General features: G+C 65.0%; 22 protein-coding genes. 11 read left to right on the top strand and 11 right to left on the bottom strand.

Annotated features, from left to right (window positions below):
• Positions 1-183 precede the first annotated feature (183 nt).
• Entirely contained in the window at positions 184-1,707 is a 1,524-nt protein-coding gene (locus tag ACKLLE_RS24930; protein ID WP_009394749.1) for a fumarate hydratase, read from the top strand.
• 70 nt (positions 1,708-1,777) lie between these two features.
• Here the strand turns inward: ACKLLE_RS24930 and ACKLLE_RS24925 are convergent, their stop codons facing one another.
• The 7 genes from ACKLLE_RS24925 to ACKLLE_RS24895 form a co-directional block, all read right to left on the bottom strand.
• Entirely contained in the window at positions 1,778-2,077 is a 300-nt protein-coding gene (locus ACKLLE_RS24925) for a ribbon-helix-helix domain-containing protein (protein WP_009394748.1), read from the bottom strand.
• Positions 2,078-2,088: 11 nt separating this feature from the next.
• Complete coding sequence (locus tag ACKLLE_RS24920) at positions 2,089-2,670, bottom strand: DJ-1/PfpI family protein (protein ID WP_009394747.1); 582 nt, start codon at positions 2,668-2,670, stop codon at positions 2,089-2,091.
• A gap of 93 nt (positions 2,671-2,763) precedes the next feature.
• Complete coding sequence (locus ACKLLE_RS24915; RefSeq protein ID WP_064303882.1) at positions 2,764-3,921, bottom strand: phospholipase D-like domain-containing protein; 1,158 nt, start codon at positions 3,919-3,921, stop codon at positions 2,764-2,766.
• A 1-nt stretch (position 3,922) separates the two neighbouring features.
• Positions 3,923-4,504: a YceI family protein gene (locus ACKLLE_RS24910; RefSeq protein ID WP_009394745.1), complete on the bottom strand. Its 582-nt coding sequence runs from the start codon at positions 4,502-4,504 to the stop codon at positions 3,923-3,925.
• 45 nt (positions 4,505-4,549) lie between these two features.
• Positions 4,550-4,846, bottom strand: coding sequence for an amidase (locus tag ACKLLE_RS24905; RefSeq protein ID WP_420059345.1), 297 nt, complete (start codon positions 4,844-4,846; stop codon positions 4,550-4,552).
• The gene (locus tag ACKLLE_RS24900; RefSeq protein WP_420059350.1) at positions 4,843-5,832 is read right to left on the bottom strand and encodes a serine hydrolase domain-containing protein; all 990 of its coding nucleotides are present in this window, start codon (positions 5,830-5,832) and stop codon (positions 4,843-4,845) included. Before ACKLLE_RS24900 ends, ACKLLE_RS24905 begins: the two co-directional genes overlap by 4 nt.
• Before the next feature lie 364 nt (positions 5,833-6,196).
• The gene (locus tag ACKLLE_RS24895; protein WP_420059344.1) at positions 6,197-7,087 is read right to left on the bottom strand and encodes an acyl-CoA dehydrogenase family protein; all 891 of its coding nucleotides are present in this window, start codon (positions 7,085-7,087) and stop codon (positions 6,197-6,199) included.
• Between the two features lie 133 nt (positions 7,088-7,220).
• Here ACKLLE_RS24895 and olsB point away from each other — a divergent pair, with 133 nt between their 5' ends.
• Together olsB and ACKLLE_RS24885 are read left to right on the top strand one after the other, a co-directional pair.
• On the top strand, positions 7,221-7,976 hold the full coding sequence (gene olsB, locus ACKLLE_RS24890; protein ID WP_064303877.1) for an L-ornithine N(alpha)-acyltransferase: 756 nt from the start codon (positions 7,221-7,223) through the stop codon (positions 7,974-7,976).
• A complete protein-coding gene (locus tag ACKLLE_RS24885) occupies positions 7,976-8,761 on the top strand; it encodes a lysophospholipid acyltransferase family protein (protein WP_064303876.1) in 786 nt (261 codons plus the stop codon). Before olsB ends, ACKLLE_RS24885 begins: the two co-directional genes overlap by 1 nt.
• Here ACKLLE_RS24885 and ACKLLE_RS24880 read toward each other — a convergent pair.
• Positions 8,737-9,339 (bottom strand): acyl carrier protein phosphodiesterase, encoded by a 603-nt coding sequence (locus tag ACKLLE_RS24880; protein WP_009394739.1) that lies wholly within the window; start codon positions 9,337-9,339, stop codon positions 8,737-8,739. The genes ACKLLE_RS24885 and ACKLLE_RS24880 overlap by 25 nt on opposite strands.
• Before the next feature lie 245 nt (positions 9,340-9,584).
• Between ACKLLE_RS24880 and ACKLLE_RS24875 the strand changes: the two genes are divergently transcribed.
• Genes ACKLLE_RS24875 through ACKLLE_RS24865 form a run of 3 tightly spaced genes read left to right on the top strand, consistent with a single transcriptional unit; the run spans position 9,585 to position 12,130 of the window.
• Positions 9,585-9,887 carry an ArsR/SmtB family transcription factor gene (locus tag ACKLLE_RS24875; protein WP_064303875.1) on the top strand — a complete coding sequence of 101 codons (303 nt, stop codon included), beginning with the start codon at positions 9,585-9,587 and terminating at the stop codon, positions 9,885-9,887.
• Between the two features lie 13 nt (positions 9,888-9,900).
• Complete coding sequence (locus ACKLLE_RS24870) at positions 9,901-11,070, top strand: MFS transporter (RefSeq protein ID WP_064303874.1); 1,170 nt, start codon at positions 9,901-9,903, stop codon at positions 11,068-11,070.
• A gap of 10 nt (positions 11,071-11,080) precedes the next feature.
• Positions 11,081-12,130 carry an alkene reductase gene (locus ACKLLE_RS24865; RefSeq protein ID WP_064303873.1) on the top strand — a complete coding sequence of 350 codons (1,050 nt, stop codon included), beginning with the start codon at positions 11,081-11,083 and terminating at the stop codon, positions 12,128-12,130.
• Positions 12,131-12,207: 77 nt separating this feature from the next.
• Here ACKLLE_RS24865 and ACKLLE_RS24860 read toward each other — a convergent pair whose 3' ends face one another.
• The 3 genes from ACKLLE_RS24860 to ACKLLE_RS24850 form a co-directional block, all read right to left on the bottom strand.
• Entirely contained in the window at positions 12,208-12,993 is a 786-nt protein-coding gene (locus ACKLLE_RS24860; RefSeq protein ID WP_420059343.1) for an ATPase, read from the bottom strand.
• Between the two features lie 90 nt (positions 12,994-13,083).
• Positions 13,084-14,079: an NAD-dependent epimerase/dehydratase family protein gene (locus ACKLLE_RS24855; protein WP_009394734.1), complete on the bottom strand. Its 996-nt coding sequence runs from the start codon at positions 14,077-14,079 to the stop codon at positions 13,084-13,086.
• A gap of 13 nt (positions 14,080-14,092) precedes the next feature.
• Positions 14,093-15,022, bottom strand: coding sequence for a LysR family transcriptional regulator ArgP (locus ACKLLE_RS24850; protein WP_420059342.1), 930 nt, complete (start codon positions 15,020-15,022; stop codon positions 14,093-14,095).
• Positions 15,023-15,220: 198 nt separating this feature from the next.
• On the opposite strand from ACKLLE_RS24850, the gene ACKLLE_RS24845 reads away from it, so the two are divergent.
• The 5 genes from ACKLLE_RS24845 to ACKLLE_RS24825 all read left to right on the top strand — a co-directional run bounded on the left by ACKLLE_RS24845 (position 15,221) and on the right by ACKLLE_RS24825 (position 22,147).
• Positions 15,221-15,820, top strand: coding sequence for a LysE/ArgO family amino acid transporter (locus ACKLLE_RS24845; RefSeq protein ID WP_420059341.1), 600 nt, complete (start codon positions 15,221-15,223; stop codon positions 15,818-15,820).
• Positions 15,821-16,010: 190 nt separating this feature from the next.
• Positions 16,011-16,607, top strand: coding sequence for a superoxide dismutase (locus tag ACKLLE_RS24840; protein ID WP_009394731.1), 597 nt, complete (start codon positions 16,011-16,013; stop codon positions 16,605-16,607).
• Positions 16,608-16,902: 295 nt separating this feature from the next.
• Entirely contained in the window at positions 16,903-18,954 is a 2,052-nt protein-coding gene (locus ACKLLE_RS24835) for a putative bifunctional diguanylate cyclase/phosphodiesterase (protein WP_420059340.1), read from the top strand.
• A gap of 153 nt (positions 18,955-19,107) precedes the next feature.
• Positions 19,108-20,448, top strand: coding sequence for an imelysin family protein (locus ACKLLE_RS24830; protein ID WP_420059339.1), 1,341 nt, complete (start codon positions 19,108-19,110; stop codon positions 20,446-20,448).
• A 271-nt stretch (positions 20,449-20,719) separates the two neighbouring features.
• Complete coding sequence (locus ACKLLE_RS24825) at positions 20,720-22,147, top strand: di-heme oxidoreductase family protein (RefSeq protein ID WP_420059338.1); 1,428 nt, start codon at positions 20,720-20,722, stop codon at positions 22,145-22,147.

The following is a 22,147-nucleotide window of genomic DNA, read 5'->3' as shown; positions in this document are numbered from 1 at the left end:
TGCGATCACCGACCATGGTTGGACCACTGGCGCGTGTACCAACGGCCGAGCCGCGCTATACTGCCGCGCCTTTTTTGCGTCGGGCATTTTGTCGCGGCGCGTCTGAAAGGTCGTTTCGACACCTCGGCCTGTCCGCGTCGGAATACCTATTGAATGTTCCCGTGTTTAAGAGGAGCGCGCTGCATGACCGTGATCAAGCAAGACGACCTGATTCAGAGCGTCGCCGATGCCCTGCAATTCATTTCGTACTACCACCCCGTCGATTTCATCCAGGCGATGCACGAAGCCTATCTGCGCGAGGAGTCGCCAGCCGCGCGTGATTCCATCGCCCAGATCCTGATCAACTCGCGCATGTGCGCCACCGGCCACCGTCCGATCTGCCAGGACACCGGCATCGTCACCGTGTTCGTCCGCGTCGGCATGGACGTGAGCTGGGACGGCGCCACCATGAGCGTCGACGACATGATCAACGAGGGCGTGCGTCGCGCCTACAATCTCCCGGACAACGTCCTGCGTGCCTCGATCCTGGCCGACCCGGCCGGTGCCCGCAAGAACACCAAGGACAACACGCCGGCGGTCATCCACTACTCCATCGTCCCGGGCAATACCGTGGAAGTGGACGTGGCAGCCAAGGGCGGCGGTTCCGAGAACAAGTCGAAGATGGCCATGCTCAACCCGTCCGACTCGATCGTCGACTGGGTACTGAAGACCGTGCCGACCATGGGCGCTGGCTGGTGCCCGCCCGGCATGCTCGGCATCGGCATCGGCGGTACCGCCGAGAAGGCCGCGGTGATGGCCAAGGAAGTGCTGATGGAGTCGATCGACATCCATGAGCTGAAAGCCCGCGGCCCGCAGAACCGCATCGAGGAACTGCGCCTGGAGCTGTTCGACAAGGTCAACCAGCTGGGTATCGGTGCCCAGGGCCTCGGCGGCCTGACCACCGTGCTCGACGTGAAGATCATGGACTACCCGACCCACGCCGCGTCCTTGCCGGTGTGCATGATCCCGAACTGCGCCGCTACCCGTCACGCCCACTTCGTGCTGGACGGCTCCGGCCCGGCCGAACTGGAAGCACCGTCGCTGGACGCCTACCCGGAAATCGTCTGGGAAGCCGGCCCGTCGGCCCGCCGTGTCAACCTCGACACCCTGACCCCGGAAGAGGTGCAGAGCTGGAAACCGGGCGAGACCATCCTGCTCAACGGCAAGATGCTCACCGGCCGCGACGCTGCGCACAAGCGCATGGTCGAAATGCTCAACCGCGGCGAAGAGCTGCCGGTGGACCTCAAGGGCCGCTTCATCTACTACGTCGGCCCGGTCGACCCGGTCCGCGAAGAAGTGGTTGGCCCGGCTGGCCCGACCACCGCGACCCGCATGGACAAGTTCACCCGCCAGATCCTCGAGCAGACCGGTCTGCTGGGCATGATCGGCAAGTCCGAGCGTGGCCCGACCGCGATCGACGCGATCAAGGACAACAAGGCCGTGTACCTGATGGCCGTGGGCGGCGCTGCCTACCTGGTCGCCCAGGCGATCAAGAAGTCCCAGGTGCTGGCCTTCGCCGAACTGGGCATGGAAGCGATCTACGAGTTCGAGGTCAAGGACATGCCGGTCACCGTCGCGGTGGACAGCAAGGGCGAGTCGGTACACATCACCGGCCCTGCGATCTGGCAGAGCAAGATCGCCGAAAGCCTGGCGGTGGAAGTGAAGTAACGCCGCACGCTTCAAGCGGCAAGCTTCAAGAGCAAAAGCGGCGTGGATTCCACGCCGCTTTTTTATTGGGTCAACGCGCGACGGCTTTCAAGGGGACCGGCTCGGCACTGCGGCGCTGGCCCAGGTAGCGGATACAGCTCACCCGCAGGAACGAGGCGAAGTTCACCACTTCGCCGCGGTACTCCATGACCTCGTCGTACAGCTTGCTGATCAGCTGGTTGGTGGTCATCCCGTCGACCTCGGCGATTTCCCGAAGCACATCCCAGAACTGGTTTTCCAGGCGCAAGGTGGTCACCACCCCGCGAATGCGCAGCGAGCGGCTGCGGGACTCGTAGAGAATCGGGTCGGCCTTGACGTAAAGCTCGCACATCTGCGGTTACCTCACAGGGTGATACGGGTGCCCAGAAGCCCGAGGAAACCGGCCAGCCAGGCAGGATGCGCCGGCCAGGCAGGGGCGCTGGCGAGATTGCCCTGGACATGAGCCTGGGTGACCTCGATGTCGATATAGCGGCCGCCCGCCAGTTTCACTTCCGGCGCACAGGCCGGATAGGCGCTGCATTCGCGCCCTTCCAGCACCCCGGCGGCGGCCAGCAGTTGCGCACCGTGGCAAACCGCAGCAATCGGCTTGCCGGCCTGGTCGATGGCTTTCACCAGCGCCAGCACTTCCTCGTTCAGGCGCAGGTACTCCGGCGCGCGGCCGCCCGGGATCACCAGGGCGTCGTAGTCCTCGGACCTGACCTTGGCGAAATCGAAATTCAGGGCGAAGTTGTGGCCGGGCTTTTCACTGTAGGTCTGGTCGCCTTCGAAGTCGTGGATCGCGGTGCGTACCGACTGCCCGGATTGCTTGCCCGGACACACCGCATGCACGGTATGGCCGACCATCTGCAGGGCTTGGAACGGCACCATCACCTCGTAGTCTTCGACGTAGTCGCCCACCAGCATCAGAATCTTCTTGGCCGCCATTTCACGTTCTCCTTCGTGTGCAGGGGAAAAGGTACCCAGACACGTTAGACCTTGGCGCAGGCTTGCGGGTAATAGGTGCCTACTACGTCAGGATCAATCGCGCCGATCCAGCAGATTCACCACCAGCCGATCCAGCCAGCCCCAGAGGCGCTGCTGCACCCGCCGCCACAGCGGCCGGGCGCGCCAGTCATCCAGGTTGACCTCGCGACTCAAGGCAAAATCGCGGACGAAACTCTCGCTCACCGCCTGGTTCAGCAGCGGGTCGATGGCTTCGACGTTCGCTTCGAGGTTGAAGCGCAGGTTCCAATGATCGAAGTTGCACGAGCCGATGCTGACCCAATCGTCTACCGCCACCATCTTCAGGTGCAGGAAACACGGCTGGTATTCGAAGATCTTCACCCCGGCACGCAGCAGGCGCGGGTAATAGCGATGGCCGGCGTAGCGTACCGACGGATGATCGGTGCGCGGGCCGGTCAGCAGCAGGCGCACGTCGATGCCCCTTGACGCGGCGCGGCGCAGGGCGCGACGGACTTTCCAGGTCGGCAGGAAATACGGGGTGGCCAGCCAGATGCGACGCTGGCTGCTGTTCAGTGCGCGCACAAGCGATTGCAGGATATCGCGGTGCTGCCGGGCGTCGGCATAGGCCACCCGGCCCAGTCCCTCGCCGCTGGCCGGCGCACGCGGCAAGCGCGGCAGGCCGAAATGGGTCGGCGGCCGCCAGGCGACACGCCGCAGGTTGGCGCGCCACTGGCGATCGAAGAGCATTTGCCAGTCTGCCACCAGCGGCCCCTGCATCTGCACCATCACTTCATGCCAGTCGCTGGCGTTCTCGACGGGGTTCCAGAACTCGTCGGTAACCCCGGTTCCGCCCACCCAGGCAACGGCCTGATCGACGAGGAGAATCTTGCGATGGTCGCGATAAAGATTGCGAAAACCCCGGCGCCAGCGCAGACGGTTATACCAGCGCAGCTCGACACCCGCCGCCTGCAAGCGTTGGCGCAGGCCCAGGGTGAAGGCCAGCGAGCCATAGTCATCGAACAGGCAACGCACCTGCACACCGCGCTCCGCCGCGCTGACCAGGGCCTGGACCATGGCTTCGGCGCAGGCGCCCGCTTCCACCAGGTACAGTTCCAGGTCCACCTGGAATTCGGCCCGGGCGATGGCCGTGAGCATGGGCGGGAAAAACGCCGGGCCGTCGATCAGCAGTTCGAATTGGTTTCCGGAACGCCAGGGGAAGACCGGCCCGGCCATGTCAGCGCGCCGTGAAGATCAGCACCGCACCCACCGGCACCGAGAGGTTGATCGACTTCAGTCCGGCGGCCTTGCGCAAGGTTTCCAGGCCGGGGGCCAGATCGAAATGCTCGGCGCGCAGGATCAACGGTTCCAGGGTTACCACCTGGAAGCGGCGTTCGTCGAGGCGGGTGGCGAGCAACTGGGCGTTGTAGGCGTGGGTCTTGCCGTGCAGGGTCACGTTGACCGGCAGGCGCAGTTCCAGTTGCGCGCCATTGGCCAGGTCGTTGATCGGACGCAGGTCGAGCTGGGCACTGATGGTCGCCTCGGGGAAGGTTTCTACCGCGAACAGGTCCTTGCGCATGCGTTCGTCGCGCAGCGGGATGCCGCTGCTGACCGAATCCATCTCCACCTGCAATGCCGCCGCCCCTTTGCGATCCACCTTGCCGTGCAGCACCAGGAAGCGGTGCACTTCGGACACATCGCCGTTCTTGCTGCTGATGAAGGAAAGGCGGGATGACTCGTTGTCCAGGTACCAGTTGGCCTGAACGGGAAGACAGACGATCGCCAGGGAGGCGAGCAGAAGGCGGAGCGGACTGGGCATGCGAAATCCTGAAACACTTTGGCGCTCAACCTTAACCGCCTGCCCTCACGGCAGCAAGCGGCAGCCCCCGCGTGGCCCCAGCCATTGGGCGCTGGCACTGCGCCCAAGCCCACGGACCTCGACGCGGCGGGCCGGCACATCATCATGCAGCTCGCTCAACGGCAGCCATTGCTTCACGTAGGCCTGGCAGTAGCCGGTATCCAGGCCCATCACATAGCGGCACGAGCAGAACTCCTTGGCCGAATAGGCGCTGAGAATGCCAGGGAAGGCACTCAAGGCCGCGCGCTCCGACCAGCCCCAGGCCAGCAGGCCAAGGAGAACCAGCAGCAACAGGCGTTTCATCGCTGTTCTCCGGGGAAGGCGGCAAGGACATGGCGCAGCAGGGTGTTGTGCTGGAAGCTGCCGTCGCGATCGTCGGCGTAGCGCACGATCACCAGCTTCTGTTTCGGAAGCACATAGAGGCCCTGGCCCCAGTGGCCGAGGGCGGCGAAGGTGTCGCTCGGCGCGTCCGGCCAGGCCAGGGCGCTGTTCAGCCACCATTGTGCGCCGGGTGTCGCTTCGCCAGGTTCGACAGCAGCACCGGCGAACGGCGTGCGGGTGAATTCCACCCAGTCCGCCGGAAGCAGTTGCCGGCCCTGCCAGCGGCCGTCGTCGAGCATCAGCTGGCCAATGCGCGCCAGCTCGCGGGCGGTCATGTACAGGTAGGAGGAACCGACGAAGGTACCCTCGGCGTCCCGTTCCCACACCGCCCTTTCGATACCGAGGGGCTGGAACAGCGCGGTCCAGGGATAGTCGGCGTAGTGCTCGGCGCCGACCATCCGGCGCAGGGCGGCAGCGAGCAGGTTGCTGTCGCCGCTGGAATAAAGGAAACGTTCCCCCGGCGCAGCGGCTGAACCACGGGCAGCGGTAAAGCCGGCCATATCCTTGCGCCCGGTGGTGTAGAGCATGGCGACCACCGAGGATTTCAGCGGGGCATATTCGTAGTCTTCCTGCCAGTCGAGGCCACTGGCCCAGTGCATCAGGTCCTGGATGCGCACCTGGGGATGGTCCTTCATCGGCGGGTAGAAGGTGGCAACCGGGTCATCCAGCTTGAAGCGGCCTTCACCGTAGGCCACGCCGAGGACCGTGGCCATCACGCTCTTGCTGACGGACCAGGTGAGGTGCGGGGTATCGGCGCCGGTCGGCGCGGCGTAGTGCTCGTAGACGATCCTGCCGTTCTGGATCACCAGCAGGGCATCGGTGCGGATGCCTTCGCGGGCCTGGTCGTCGCGCGGGGGGAAGGCGTAGGCCTGCAACGCCGACTCGTCGGCCCGGGCGGGGGTGAGCATAAAGAGGAGGAAGGCGATAAGCGCGGTGCGCATGGTCGGTACCCGGGTGCGTGATCGGGCAAGGGTAGCCGGGGTTCATGACAGGTGGTGGGTGTTCTCTCGGGCCTCATCGCTGGCAAGCCAGCTCCCATAGAACAAAACATAATTCTTTGAGTTGCAGGGACCGTGTGGGAGCGGGTTCACCCGCGATTGCAGTAGTGAATTCACCATAGCAATCGCGGGTAAACCCGCTCCCACAGGGTACGCGTCGTGCTTTGGAGCTTTTCTCTGCGCGACAGCGCAGCCTGAAAGGCTGGGCGGACTCCCACAGGGTCGCGTAACCTGTGGGAGCTGGCTTGCCAGCGATGAGGCCATCAGCCACAACTCAGAACCCGGCCCGCCCCCAGGCCTTGGCCAGGCGCTTGGCCCGAGCCGCACTGGCAATTTCCAGGATCCCCTGATCGCGCATCCACAGGTCGGCCCACTCCCCTTCGCTCGCCGCCAGCGCTGCGTTGATCTCGTCGCGCAGTTCGCCGAACTGGGCGAACAACCCGCCCAGCAACAAGTGACAGGCCGGCGACTCGGCGTTCTGCCGGCTGCCTTCGGCACACCCGCCCAGCAGCGCCAGCAAGCGCAGGATCAACCCTTGGGACCAGCCCTGGGAGCGACCGATGCCGTACAACCAGGCGATCAATGCGCTAAGCACGTAGAGGTCTTCCAGCGAGCGGAACGGCTTCACATAGGCATCCCAGCCATCCCCTGCCAAGCGCTCGCACAAGGCCTGCTCCAGGTGCAGCCGTGCATGCCCCACTTCCGGCATCAGCGGTAAGGTCGGCAACGGATCGAGGCGCACTCCCGGCTCGCCCGGATAGACCACCGCCAGGCTGATCCGTGGTGCTTCGCCCGGTGCTTCGCTGCGCGCCGCCACCAGCAGCCAGTCCGCCTCGTGCCCGCCGGTGACGAAATCCTTGCTGCCGGTCAGGCGCAGTGCCTCCAGGTCCAGGCGCATGTGCATGTCAGCCGGGCGCACGCTGCGTTTTTCGCTGGCACACAGTGCGCCAAGGCCCTCCGGTGCGCTGGGCCAGAGTACCCGCAAGGCCGCCTGGTAACCGGCCAGGAACGCCAGCCCCGGCGTCGGCATGGCCTTGCCACCGAGCACCGCAAGTTCGAAGGGCGACACCGGCCCGAGACGTTCCAGCAGCGCCGCCCAGCTGTCGCCGAGGTTGACCGGAAGGGGTTGGGAAAGCGGTCGATCGAGACGTTCCAGCCAGCTCATCGAGGAACTCCTTGAGGCCTGTCATACAAGCATCACCAAACATTCATGGGGGTGACACCCCCTCTGCCTAGGCTGAGCTTGCACAACAAAGCCGACCGGCCGCAACCCCATGGCTGGCTTATGGAGACACGCAATGACTCGGATCGCTCGCTCTGGCGACAACTGCACTGAACGCCGTCTGCAAGCCGAACGCCTGGTGGGCCCGGCGGCCCTTCGCGAAGCCCAGGCCCTGCGCTTCAGCGTGTTCAGCGGTGAATTCAAGGCGAAATTGAAGGGTGCCGAGCTGGGCCTGGACATGGACGACTACGACGCCCACTGCATGCATATCGGCGTGCGCGACCTCAATAGCGGCCGCCTCGTCGCCACCACCCGCCTGCTGGACCATCGCGCCGCCAGCAGCCTGGGCCGCTTCTACAGCGAGGAAGAGTTCAGCCTGGACGGGCTGGTGCATCTGCAAGGCCCGATCCTCGAGCTCGGCCGCACCTGCGTCGATGCCGCCTACCGCAACGGTGGCACCATCGCCGTACTGTGGAGCGAACTGGCCGAGATCCTCAACGAAGGCCAGTACCGCTACCTGATGGGCTGCGCCAGCATCCCGATGCAGGATGGCGGGGTCCAGGCCCATGCGATCATGCAGCGCCTGCGCGAACAGCACCTGTGCACCGACCACCTGCGCGCCGAGCCGAAGAACCCGCTGCCGAGCCTGGCCCTGCCGGGCAACGTGGTGGCGCAGATGCCGCCCTTGCTCAAGGCCTACATGCGCCTGGGCGCGAAGATCTGTGGCGAACCGTGCTGGGACGAGGATTTCCAGGTCGCCGATGTGTTCATCCTGCTCAAGCGCGACGAGCTCTGCCCGCGCTACGCCCGGCACTTCAAGGCGGCGGTGTGATGCAGCGCCTGCGGGTGTTCGCCCGCATCGCCCGGCTGCTGCTGGTGGTGGCGCTGGGGCTGGGCATGGCCACGCTGTTCGGCCTGTTCGAGCGCCTGGGTATGAACGCGTCGGCGCAACGCCGCCAGCGTTGGTCGCAGATCTTCATGAAGCGCCTGGTCAATGCCTTGCCGCTGCGGGTCAAGGTGATCGGCGAACTGCCCCGCCAGCCGATGCTGTGGGTCAGCAACCATGTGTCGTGGACCGATATCCCGGTGCTGGGCATGCTGGCTCCGCTGTCCTTCCTATCCAAGGCCGAAGTGCGCACCTGGCCGGTGGCCGGGTGGCTTGCGCACAAGGCCGGGACCCTGTTCATCCGCCGTGGTGGTGGCGACAGCCAGTTGCTGCGCCGGCAGATCACCCAGCACCTGGCCCGGCAATGCCCGCTGCTTATCTTCCCCGAAGGCACCACCACCGATGGCCGTGGCCTGCGTACCTTCCACGGCCGGCTGCTGGCCAGCGCCATCGACAGCGAGGTGCCGCTGCAACCAGTAGCTGTGCGCTATCTGCGCGAAGGCCGGATAGACCCGATCGCACCGTTCATTGGCGATGACGATCTGCTGTCGCACCTGATACGCCTGTTCGGCCAACCGTGCAGTGAAGTCGAGGTGCAGTTGCTGGAACCGATCGCCAGCAAAGGTGAGGAACGGGCGGCGCTGGCATTCCAGGCGCAGCAGGCGGTAAGCCGGGCGCTGTTCGGCGAGGCAGCCGAAAACCTGCCTCAGCGCCGCGCTAGGGCGGCCTGAGGATCGGCCAGCGCCGCAGCGGCGAAGGCCTGCAATTGCGGATAGAACTGGCGGAAGTCCTCCAGCAGCAGCGGATACAGGCTTTCCACCTCGCCCATGGCCCCGGCCAGGCCTTCCGGGCGTGACAGGCGTCGGGCGATGCCGCGGAACACCTGTTCCAGCACCGCGAACTCGCGGTACGACCCCAGCCAGTCGCCGGCCGCCATCAAGGGCGCGATCTGCGCCAGGCGGCCCGGCAGCGCCGGCTCCCCGTTCAGTACCTGATACACCCGCGCGGTGAACTGCGGCAGCGGCTGCGTGGCGTAGTCGTGCCAGTGCAGGGCCAGGCAATGATCGAAGAACACATCGAGAATGATCCCGGCAAAGCGCCGGCGTCCGGCGGGGAAGCGCGCCAGGGCGGCGAGCACCAGCGGATGGCTGTCGGTGAAGGTGTCGATGTGCCGGTGCAGGCGGATGGCCTGTTCCAGGCGCAGCGGGAAACGGCCTTCCAGCGGGCCCTTGACGAAGTCGCCGTACAGGCTGCCGAGCAGTTGCTCGGGCTGGTCGCCGCCGAGGTGGAGGTGGGCTAGGTAGTTCATGGGGTGTGAGTCTAAGGCATTTGTGCTGTTCTCACTGGCCTCATCGCCGGCAACGCCGGCTCCCACAATGACCGCGCACACCGCGAAACCTGTGGGAGCTGGCGTTGCCAGCGATAGGGCCCGAAGGAGCACCGCATATACCGATTTTTTCTACGCCCCGAACCTTTTCATATTTGTATATCGCGAAATACCGATTTATATTTCGCCCCATCGCGATATACCGCTACACACCCACGAGCCCGACCATGCCTCTTGATCTCGACGAAATAATAAAAGCCCTTGCCCACCCGGTGCGGCGAGAAATCCTCGGTTGGCTGAAAGATCCGCAGGCCTGCTTCCCCGACCAGCACCACAGCCTCGACAACGGCGTGTGCGCAGGGCAGATCGACCAGCGCTGCGGCCTGTCGCAGTCCACCGTATCGGCGCACCTGGCGACCCTGCAACGGGCCGGCCTGGTCAGCAGCCACAAGGTCGGGCAGTGGAATTTCTTCAAACGCAACGAGGACACCATCCAGGCGTTCCTCGCGCAACTGAGCCGCGAGCTCTGAACAAGGAACATCCATGCCCCTTTCACTCCTGATCCTGGCCCTCAGCGCCTTCGCCATCGGCACCACCGAGTTCGTCATCATGGGCCTGCTGCCGGATGTGGCCCGGGACCTCGGGGTATCGATCCCCGGTGCCGGCTGGCTGGTGACCGGCTATGCCCTGGGCGTCGCCATCGGCGCGCCGTTCATGGCCATGGCCACCTCGAAGCTGCCGCGCAAGCTGGCACTGGTCACCCTGATGGGGGTGTTCATCCTCGGCAACCTGCTGTGCGCGATCGCCAGCGACTACAACCTGCTGATGTTCGCCCGGGTGGTCACCGCCCTGTGCCACGGCGCCTTCTTCGGCATCGGTTCGGTGGTGGCGGCCAGCCTGGTACCGGTCAACCGCCGCGCTTCGGCGGTGGCCCTGATGTTTACCGGCCTGACCCTGGCCAATGTGCTTGGCGTGCCGCTGGGCACCGCGCTGGGCCAGGTCGCCGGCTGGCGCGCGACCTTCTGGGCAGTGACCGCTATCGGCGTGATCGCGCTGCTCGGCCTGATCCGCTTCCTGCCGCTGCGCCATGACGAGGAAAGACTCGATATGCGCGCCGAGCTGGCCGCCCTGAAAGGCGCCGGGATCTGGTTGTCGCTGTCGATGACCGTGCTGTTCTCGGCATCGATGTTCGCCCTGTTCACCTACGTTGCGCCGCTGCTCGGCGATGTCACCGGCGTGTCGCCGCGCGGCGTGACCTGGACCCTGCTGCTGATCGGCCTGGGCCTGACCCTGGGCAACATCCTCGGCGGCAAGATGGCCGACCGGCGTCTCGGCGCCACCCTGGTCGGCGTGTTCGCGGCCATGGCCATCGTGTCCACCGCCCTGACCTGGACCAGCAGCGCGCTGGTCCCGGCGGAGATCACCCTGTTCCTCTGGGCCACTGCCGCCTTCGCCGCCGTGCCGGCCCTGCAGGTCAACGTGGTGACCTTCGGCAAGGCCGCGCCGAACCTGGTTTCGACCCTGAACATCGGCGCCTTCAACCTGGGCAACGCCCTGGGCGCCTGGACCGGTGGCCTGGTCATCGAGCAGGGCCTGGGCCTGACCCGCGTGCCCCTCGCCGCCGCAGCCCTCGCGGTGCTGGCGCTGATCGTCACCCTTATCACATTCCGCCAGGGCGGCAACGACGCCGAACTGGCTCCCGCAACCCACTGAGGTTTGAGCAATGACGACTCTGTTTGATCCGATCACCCTTGGCGATCTCGAATTGCCGAACCGTATCATCATGGCCCCGCTGACCCGTTGCCGTGCCGATGAAGGCCGGGTGCCCAACGCGCTGATGGCCGAGTACTACGTGCAGCGCGCCAGCGCCGGCCTGATCCTGACCGAGGCGACCTCGGTCATGCCGATGGGCGTCGGCTACCCGGACACCCCGGGTATCTGGTCCAACGACCAGGTGCGTGGCTGGACCAACGTGACCAAGGCGGTACATGCCGCTGGCGGGCGGATCTTCCTGCAGCTGTGGCATGTGGGACGCATCTCCCACCCGAGCTACCTGAACGGCGAACTGCCGGTGGCGCCGAGTGCGATCCAGCCCAAGGGGCATGTCAGCCTGGTCCGGCCGACCACCGATTACCCGACCCCGCGGGCGCTGGAAACCGCTGAGTTGAGTGATATCGTCGACGCCTACCGGACCGCCGCGGAAAACGCCAAGGCCGCCGGCTTCGATGGCGTCGAAGTGCATGCGGCCAACGGCTACCTGATCGACCAGTTCCTGCAGAGCAGCACCAACCAGCGCAGCGACCAGTACGGCGGTTCCCTGGAGAACCGTGCGCGCCTGCTGCTGGAGGTCACCGATGCGGTGATCGAGGTATGGGGTGCCAAGCGTGTCGGCGTACACCTGGCGCCGCGGGCCGATGCTCATGACATGGGCGATGCCAACCGTGCCGAAACCTTCACCTATGTCGCCCGGGAACTGGGCAAGCGTGGCATCGCCTTCATCTGCTCGCGCGAGAAAGAAGCCGACGACAGCCTCGGGCCACAGATCAAGGCGGCCTTCGGCGGGCCTTACATCGTCAACGAGCGCTTCGACAAACAAAGCGCCAATGCGGCGCTGGCGGCAGGAACCGCGGATGCGGTGGCGTTCGGCATTCCGTTCATCGCCAACCCCGACCTGCCGGCGCGGCTGGCAGCGGATGCGCCGTTGAATGAAGCGCGGCCGGAGACCTTCTATGGCAAGGGGCCGGTGGGGTATATCGATTATCCGCGGATGTGATGGTGTTCTTCAGGGCCTCATCGCTGGCAAGCCCCACAGGGTTTTGCAGCGACCCGCGATGAGGCCCTGAAGGTCAATCAATTCCTGGCATTGATCTGCTGTTGCAGGTTCTGCACCTGGCTTTGCAGGGTGTTGATGTTGCGGGTGATCTGCCCACGGAAGGCATCGAATTCGGCCGTGGAGGCACCAGGACTGGCCGCCGGACGATTCTCCTGCTCGCTTTTGAGCACGATCAGGTCCTGCTCCAGGCGCTGGGTCGCCGCCGCCTGATTCTTCAGTTGCGTATCGATCTTGCCGCCATCCAGTTGCGCAGCCTTGAGCGTGGCCAGTTCCTGCGCCACTGCCTTCAATTGGCTCTGCAATTCGTTCTGCAACTGCGCATTGGCCGCCTGCTGCTGGCTGACCTGGGCCATCGCCGCTTCCAGGCGCTTGCCCAGTTCACCAGCCTGCCCGGCCACACCTTCCTGCAACTTGCCCTGCTCGCCCAGGCTGGCCTGCAACTGGCGCACCTGGAGCTTGAGCGCTTCGTTCTCGCTATTGGCCGAAGACTCGGTGGCGCTGACCTTGCCGGAAATCGCCTGCAAACGCCCCGCCGCTTCCTCGCTGATGCGGGCGAAGCTTTCCTGGGTCGCCACCAGTTGCTGCTCCATCAGCGAGATCTGCTGGAAGCTCCACCAGGCCAACCCGCCCAGGGCGATGAAAGATGCACCGAGCAACGCCCACAACGGACCGACCAGCGGCGCCCTGCCCGCGCGCTTGCGGGCGCTGCGCGGGTGCGCCGGCGGAGCGAACTCGTCATCATCGCGCTCCACCGCCTTGAGGGTGGGCACGTCGTCAAAATCATCTCGAGCATCGTTGCGCATGGGTAGTTTTCAACCACGGTGATAGCAAAATGGGCGCTAGTATAAACCGCTTGCACGGCGCCCTCATCGACCACGATCCGGGGATCTGGTTCAGTGGCCACCCTGCTGCGCCTGCCACCAGGCGCAGAATTCATCCAGCGCGGCCCAAAGGCTGACCTGCGGCCGGTAATCGAGGTAATGCCGGGCGCGGCTGATATCAAGCGTGAAGTCCTTGCTCATCACCTGCACGCCCAGGCGGCTCAGGGTCGGCTGCGGGCGGCCCGGCCAGAGCATGCAGGCGCCTTCGTTGATGGCCGCCGCCGTGTAGGCGAGGCCGACGGAGCGATAGCGGGTGACCTGGGGCAGCGACAGGCGTCGCATCACGTAATTGACCACGTCCCACACCGGCAGCGGGTGGCCGTTGCTGATGTTGTAGGCCATGCCCAGCGCCTCGGGCCCGGCATTGATCGCAGCGAGCAGGGCTTCGTTGAGGTTCTGCACGCTGGTGAAATCGACCTTGTTCAGGCCGTTGCCGATGATCGCCAGGCGCTTCTTGCGCTGCATCTGCAACAAGCGCGGGAAGATACTGACGTCGCCGGCCCCGGTGACGAAGCGCGGGCGCAAGGCCAGGACTTCGAGACCGAACTCCTGGGCGCCGAAGACCTTCTGCTCGGCGAGGTGCTTGGTCGCCCCGTAATGATCGTAGAAGCGCCGCGGGACCTGGTCCTCGGTGATGCCGGTGCGCGAGCGCCCGGTGAAATAGATCGACGGCGAGGACAGGTGCACCAGGCGGCGCACATGCTCCTTGAGACAGGCCTCGACGACATTTTCGGTGAGCACCACGTTGCCCTGGTAGAAGTCCTGGTAGCGTCCCCAGTTGCCCACCGCACCGGCGCAATGCACCACGGTGTCGATGCCCTGGCACAGGCGTCGGGCCACTTCCGGGTCGGACAGGTCGCCCGGAATGAACTGGGCGCCGCGTCGCACCAGGTGCTCGACGCCCTCGGCGCGACGCCCGTTGACCCGAACGTCCAGGCCCTGCTCCAGGGCGAAACGCGCAAAGCGCCCGCCAATGAAGCCGCTTGCGCCGGTGACCAGAATTCCCATGAAGCACTCCGCCTTACGTTTTTTTTCCTGAAGGTGCAGACGCCGTCCGGGCGTCCCACGGCACCAGCCACTGCCCGGCGCTGCGGCGCAGATGATCGGTGAGCCGGGCCAGCAGTTGCCCGCCGTTGCGCCAATGGTGCCAGTACAAAGGCACATCGATGGGTCGCTCCGGGAGGACTTCCACCAGCCGCCCGCTCGCCAGTTGTTCCCTGGCCTGCAGTTCGGGCACCAGGCCCCAGCCCATGCCGGCTTCGGTCAGGCGCAGGAAGCCTTCGGATGAAGGACACAGATGATGCAGGAAACCATCGCTGATGCCTAATGAAGCAAGGTAGCGATGCTGGAGGAAATCATCCGGGCCGAACACGATCGCCGGGGTGCGGGCCAGGCGTTGCGGATCGACGCCCTCGTTGAAATGCCGGGCCATGAAGGCCGGGCTGGCCAGCGCACGATAGCGCATCGCCCCGAGCAGCACGCTGCGCGCCCCGGCCACCGGGCGTTCGCTGGCACACAGGCAACCGGCCACCTCGCCGGCACGCATGCGCTTGAGGCCGACTTCCTGGTCTTCCACCACCAGGTCGAGCAGCACCTGGGTCCGCGCGCAAAAGTCCTCGGCCGCCTCGGCCCACCAGGTCGCCAGGCTGTCGGCGTTGAGCGCAATGCGCAGGCGTTCCGGCAAGCCCTCTTCATCCAGCGCCGGGACCTGGCCTTGCAGATCGCGCTCGAGCAGGCGCACCTGCTGCACATGGTTGAGCAGGCGGCGACCGATTTCCGTGGGCGTCGGGGGAGTGGCACGCACCAGTACCGGCTGTCCGACCCGGGCCTCGAGAAGTTTGATGCGCTGGGAGATCGCCGATTGCGACAAGCCCAGCAGTTGTGCGGCGCGCTCGAAACCGGCCTGTTCGATGACGGCGGCGAGGGCCGAGAGCAACTTGTAGTCGAACATCAGATTTCCTAATGCGGGATGAAGATTATTGGTTTTTCTTATATTCCTCTTTTCCTCAGAATTGAAGCCATGCGCGGACCTTGTGGGAGCGGGTTCACCCGCGATGACGTCAGGGAATTCACCACCGTCATCGCGGGTGAACCCGCTCCCACAGGGTCCGTGTAATACCAAAGATCTGTTGTTCGGAGTCATTTCCCCATGTGGCAAAGCTACCTCAACGGCCTCCTCGTCGCCTTCGGCCTGATCATGGCCATCGGTACCCAGAACGCCTTCGTCCTCGCCCAGAGCCTGCGCCGGGAACATCACCTGCCGGTGGCCGCGCTGTGCGTGCTTTGCGATGCGGTGCTGGTCGCCCTCGGCGTGTTCGGCCTGGCGACGGTGCTGGCGCAGAATCCGACCCTGCTCGCCATTGCCCGCTGGGGTGGCGCCGTGTTCCTGGTCTGGTACGGCAGCAAGGCGCTGATGCGCGCCTGTTCCAGCCAGAGCCTGCAGCAGGGGGACGGCCAGGGCCTGCGCTCGCGCCGTGCCGTACTGCTCAGTGCACTGGCGGTGACCCTGCTCAATCCGCACGTGTACCTCGACACGGTGCTGCTGATCGGCTCCCTCGGCGCCCAGCAGAGCGTGCCCGGCGCCTATGTCGCCGGGGCCGCCAGCGCGTCCCTGCTGTGGTTCTTCACCCTCGCCCTCGGTGCGGCATGGCTGGCCCCGTGGCTGGCGCGGCCAGGCACCTGGCGCCTGCTCGACCTGATGGTGGCGGTGATGATGTTCGCCGTGGCGGCACAACTGATCTTCAGCTGAAGGCCACTCATCCGTATGGGCAAAAGGCTCTGGAACCTCTTGTCCATACACTTGTTGCGTGGTTTACCCACGGGCCCGGTGCTATGATCCGGAGCCTGCGTCGCAAAGAGTACAAACTCGCCGATGCATTTTCCGGCCGCCCGTGATCGGCCTTGCGTTCACCGCACCAGACCTGATTAGGAGAATCCACATGGCTTTTGAATTGCCGCCGCTGCCTTACGCCCACGATGCCCTGCAGCCGCACATTTCCAAGGAAACCCTGGAATACCACCACGACAAGCACCACAACACCTACGTCGTGAACCTGAACAACCTGGTCCCAGGTACCGAATTCGAAGGCAAGACCCTGGAAGAAATCGTCAAGACTTCTTCGGGCGGCATCTTCAACAACGCCGCTCAGGTCTGGAACCACACCTTCTACTGGAACTGCCTGGCACCGAACGCCGGTGGCCAACCGACCGGCGCCCTGGCTGAAGCCATCAACGCTGCGTTCGGCTCCTTCGACAAGTTCAAGGAAGAGTTCACCAAGACTTCCGTCGGCACCTTCGGTTCCGGCTGGGGCTGGCTGGTGAAGAAAGCCGACGGCTCCCTGGCCCTGGCCAGCACCATCGGCGCCGGCAACCCGCTGACCAACGGCGATACCCCGCTGCTGACCTGCGACGTCTGGGAACACGCCTACTACATCGACTACCGCAACGTCCGTCCGAAATACGTCGAGGCGTTCTGGAACCTGGTCAACTGGAAGTTCGTCGCCGAGCAGTTCGAAGGCAAGACCTTCACTGCCTGAGTCGCCCGCTTCTGAAAAAACCCGGCCCTTGCCGGGTTTTTTTGCGCTCGGGAAAGAGCCACACGCTTGCTGCCTGAATCAGGCACGCTAACATCAATCCCTTGGGAATCTTCCGACATCCGGTACTCAAGTCGTTCGGGAGCCCTACCGATACAGTGCTGAAGGTCTGCCGGACGAGATGGACCAGGCTGCGGAAAATGCCAGAACGCCACACATTTTCCGTGCAAAGGCCAATAGTGGACTGTCATCATTGATGTCAAAATGATGCCATGCGCATGGATTAAGGAACTCCCCATTGAAGCTGGAATTCAAGAACAGCTTATCGGTCAAGTTGCTCAGGGTTGTCCTGCTTTCGGCGCTGATCGTCGGAGTGGTGCTCAGCTGTGCGCAGATCGTGTTCGACGCCTACAAGACCCGCCAGGCCGTGGCCAGCGATGCCCAGCGCATCCTCGACATGTTCCGCGACCCGTCGACCCAGGCGGTGTACAGCCTTGACCGGGAAATGGGCATGCAGGTCATCGAGGGGCTGTTCCAGGACCAGGCGGTGCGCATGGCCTCGATCGGCCACCCCAACGAAACCATGCTCGCGGAAAAATCCCGCCCGCTGCAGCAGAACAACACCCGCTGGCTGACCGACCTGATCCTTGGCCAGGAACGCACTTTCACCACCCAACTGGTCGGCCGGGGTCCCTACAGCGAATACTACGGCGACCTGAACATCACCCTGGATACCGCCAGTTACGGCCAGGGCTTCATCTTCAGCTCGGTGATCATTTTCATTTCCGGCGTGCTGCGGGCCCTGGCCATGGGCCTGGTGCTGTACCTGGTCTATCACTGGCTGCTGACCAAGCCGCTGTCGCGGATCATCGAGCACCTCACCCAGATCAACCCGGACCGCCCCAGCGAGCATCAATTGCCGCTGCTCAAGGGTCACGAGACCAACGAACTGGGGCTATGGATCAACACCCACAACCAATTGCTGTCCTCGATCGAACGCAACACCCATCTGCGCCACGAGGCGGAAAACAGCCTGCTGCGCATGGCCCAGTACGACTTTCTTACCGGCCTGCCCAATCGCCAGCAGCTCCAGCAGCAACTGGACAAGATCCTGGTCGATGCCGGGCGCCTGCAACGCCGGGTCGCGGTGATCTGCGTCGGCCTCGATGACTTCAAGGGCATCAACGAACAGTTCAGCTACCAGGCCGGCGACCAGTTGCTGCTGGCCCTGGCCGACCGCCTGCGCGCCCATAGCGGGCGGCTGGGCGCCCTCGCCCGCCTGGGCGGCGACCAGTTCGCCCTGGTCCAGGCCGATATCGAACAGCCTTACGAAGCGGCGGAACTGGCCCAGAGCATCCTCGACGACCTGGAGGCCCCCTTCGCCCTCGACCTGCAGGAGATACGCCTGCGGGCCACCATCGGCATCACCCTGTTCCCGGAAGATGGCGACAGCACCGAGAAGCTGTTGCAGAAAGCCGAACAGACCATGACCCTGGCCAAGTCCCGCTCGCGCAACCGCTACCAGTTCTACATCGCCAGCGTGGACAGCGAGATGCGCCGCCGCCGGGAACTGGAAAAGGACCTGCGCGAAGCCTTGCCGCGCAACCAGCTGTTCCTCGTCTACCAGCCGCAGATCAGCTACCGCGACCAGCGCGTGGTGGGTGTCGAAGCGCTGCTGCGCTGGCAGCATCCGGAACTGGGCATGGTCCCGCCCGACCAGTTCATCCCGCTGGCCGAGCAGAACGGCAATATCGTCGCGATCGGCGAATGGGTACTCGACCAGGCCTGCCGCCAGTTGCGCGAATGGCACGACCAGGGCTTCAGCGAGCTGCGCATGGCGGTCAACCTGTCCACCGTGCAGTTGCACCACAGCGAGCTGCCGCGGGTGGTCAACAACCTGCTGCAGATCTACCGCCTGCCGCCGCGCAGCCTGGAACTGGAAGTGACCGAGACCGGCCTGATGGAAGACATCAGCACCGCCGCCCAGCATCTGCTGAGCCTGCGCCGCTCCGGTGCACTGATCGCCATCGACGACTTCGGCACCGGCTATTCCTCCCTGAGCTACCTGAAATCCCTGCCTCTGGACAAGATCAAGATCGACAAGAGCTTCGTCCAGGACCTGCTGGAGGACGACGACGACGCCACCATCGTCCGCGCCATCATCCAGCTTGGCAAAAGCCTGGGCATGCAGGTGATCGCCGAGGGCGTGGAAACCGCCGAGCAGGAGGCCTACATCGTTGCCCAGGGCTGCCACGAGGGCCAGGGCTATCACTACAGCAAGCCGCTGCCCGCCCGTGAACTCACGGCATTCCTCAAGCAGGCCCAACGCAATCAGGTCTCGGTGCTGTAGGACGACATCAAGGTTGTCCGGGTACGACACGCCTGGAATATTTGCGTGATGGCCTCTTTACACAAAATGCAAATCTTTCGCATTATGTCGCAGCTTTTTTTTTCGCGTGCGGCCTTCTGCACGTCTGTTCAACCTTCGATGCAGGAATTCGCCATGATTCGTATGCCTCTGGCTACCGCCAGTCTGTTGGCCATCGCCATCTCCCTCGCCGGTTGCGGCGAGGGCAAGGACAAGGCCGCCGCCCCGCAAGCCCAGGCACCGGCAGCTGCCGCCACCCCGGCTGCTCCAGCCGCCGCCGGCGCGGTCGACGAAGCGGCCGCCCAGGCCGTGGTCAAGCACTACGCCGAGATCGTCTACGCGGTCTACAGCGACTCCCTGAGCACCGCGAAAACCCTGCAGGGCGCCATCGACGCCTTCCTTGCCAAGCCCAACGACGAAACCCTCAAGGCAGCCCGCGAAGCCTGGGTAGCGGCCCGCGTCCCGTACCTGCAGAGCGAGGCGTTCCGCTTCGGCAACACCATCATCGACGACTGGGAAGGCCAGGTGAACGCATGGCCGCTGGACGAAGGCCTGATCGACTACGTCGACAAGAGCTACGAGCACGCCCTGGGCAACCCGGCGGCCAGCGCCAACATCATCGCCAACACCGAGATCCAGGTCGGCGAAGACAAGATCGACGTGAAGGACATCACCCCCGAAAAACTCGCCACCCTCAACGAGCTGGGCGGTTCCGAGGCCAACGTCGCCACGGGCTACCACGCCATCGAATTCCTGCTCTGGGGCCAGGACCTGAACGGCACCGGCCCGGGCGCCGGCAACCGCCCGGCCTCGGACTACCTGGAAGGCCAGGGTGCCACCGGCGGCCACAACGATCGCCGTCGCGCCTACCTCAGGGCCGTCACCGACCTGCTGGTCAGCGACCTGGAGGAAATGGTCAAGAACTGGGCGCCGAACGTCACCGACAACTACCGCGCCAGCCTGGAGGCCGAGCCGGTCGCCAATGGCCTGCGCAAGATGCTGTTCGGCATGGGCAGCCTGTCGCTGGGTGAACTGGCGGGTGAGCGCATGAAAGTGTCCCTGGAAGCCAACTCGCCGGAAGACGAGCACGACTGCTTCAGCGACAACACCCACTATTCGCACTTCTACGACGCCAAGGGCATCCGCAACGTCTACCTGGGCGAGTACACCCGTGTCGATGGCAGCAAGCTGACCGGCCCGAGCCTGTCGTCGCTGGTGGCCAAGGTCGATCCGGCGGCGGACAAGACCCTGCAGGATGACCTGGCCGCAACCGAGGCCAAGATCCAGGTTATCGTCGACCATGCCCTCAAGGGCGAGCACTACGACCAGCTGATCGCCGCCGACAATGCCGCCGGCAACCAGATCGTGCGTGACGCCATCGCTTCGCTGGTCAAGCAGACCGGCGCGATCGAACAGGCCGCTGCCAAGCTGGGCATCACCGACCTGAACCCGGACACCGCCGATCACGAATTCTGATCCGGCTCCGGTTTCGAGAAAGGCGACCTTCGGGTCGCCTTTTTATTCCCCGGCTGGACGCGGACCCTGTGGGAGCGGGTTCACCCGCGATTGCGATGGTGAATTCACAGACGTAATCGCGGGTGAACCCGCTCCCACAGGGTCCGCGTCCAGCTCAGCAATCCCACACACCTGACAACGATTTCATCCGGCAAACGCAAATCCCTCTTATTCACTTCGCCCGCTCCTGTTAAGCTTGCGGGCTGTTTTCGAACACCGTCCGGGATCGTTCATGCCCTCGTTGCGTCGCCTGTGTCTGCCCCTGCTGCTGGCCCTGCCCCTGGCCGCCTGCGACGAAGCCCCGCGCTTCACCCAGGCCGAGCCGGGCGAAGCCCGTGCCGGTGGCGATACCACGGTGAACCGCGGTGATCGCGGGGCCTACCAGATGCCCTCGGCCAACCTGACACCCGCTCGCCGCCTGGATTTCAACGTCGGCAACAGCTTCTTCCGCAACCCTTGGGTGATCGCCCCCTCGACCACCACCGCCCGCGACGGCCTCGGCCCGCTGTTCAACACCAATGCCTGCCAGAACTGCCATATCCGCGACGGTCGCGGTCATCCGCCAGAGCCCGGCGACAGCAACGCGGTGTCGATGCTGGTGCGCCTGTCGATCCCCGACCAGCCGGAATACGCCAAGGTCATCGAACGCCTGGGCATCGTTCCCGAACCCGTCTACGGCGGTCAGTTGCAGGACATGGCCATCCCCGGCGTCGCGCCGGAAGGCAAGGTGCGGGTCGAGTACGAGCCGCAGACCGTGACCTTCAAGGACGGCACCCAGGTCGAACTGCGCAAGCCCAGGCTGGCGATCACCCAGCTCGGCTATGGCCCCATGCACCCGGACACCCGTTTCTCCGCGCGCATCGCCCCGCCCATGATCGGCCTGGGCCTGCTCGAAGCCATTCCCGAGGAAGCGATCCTGGCCAACGCCGACCCCGACGATCGCAACGGCGACGGCATCCGCGGCCGGCCCAACCGGGTCTGGGACGATGCCCGGGGCGAGACCGTGCTCGGCCGTTTCGGCTGGAAGGCCGGGCAACCCAACCTCAACCAGCAGAACGTCCATGCGCTGTCTGGCGACATGGGCCTGACCACCACCCTGCGCCCCTTCGACGACTGCACCCCGGCCCAGGCCGACTGCCTGGCCGCGCCCAACGGCAACGGCGCCAATGGCGAGCAGGAAGTCAGCGACAACATCCTGCGGCTGATCCTCTACTACACCCGCAACCTGGCGGTACCGGCACGCAAGGACGTCGATTCGCCCCGGGTGCTGGCGGGCAAGAACCTGTTCTACCAGGCCGGTTGCCAAGGCTGCCACACGCCCAAGTTCGTGACCTCGGCCAATGCCGCCGAGCCGGAGCTGGCCAACCAGACCATCTGGCCCTATAGCGATCTGCTCCTGCACGACATGGGCCCGGGCCTGGCCGACCAGCGCAGCGAGTTCGCCGCCAGCGGCCAGGACTGGCGCACCCCGCCGCTGTGGGGCATCGGCAAGAACCAGGTCGTCAGCGGCCACACCCAGTTCCTTCACGATGGCCGGGCCCGCAATCTGCTCGAAGCCGTGCTCTGGCACGGCGGCGAGGCAGAAGCCGCCCGCCAGCGTGTGTTGTCCTTCGATGCCGGCCAGCGCGAGGCGCTGCTGGCTTTCCTGAATTCACTCTGA

Origin of the sequence: Pseudomonas bharatica (genome assembly GCF_048586865.1) — a bacterium.
Taxonomy (GTDB): Bacteria; Pseudomonadota; Gammaproteobacteria; order Pseudomonadales; family Pseudomonadaceae; genus Aquipseudomonas; species Aquipseudomonas bharatica.
This window is presented reverse-complemented; position numbering and strand designations above follow the sequence as displayed.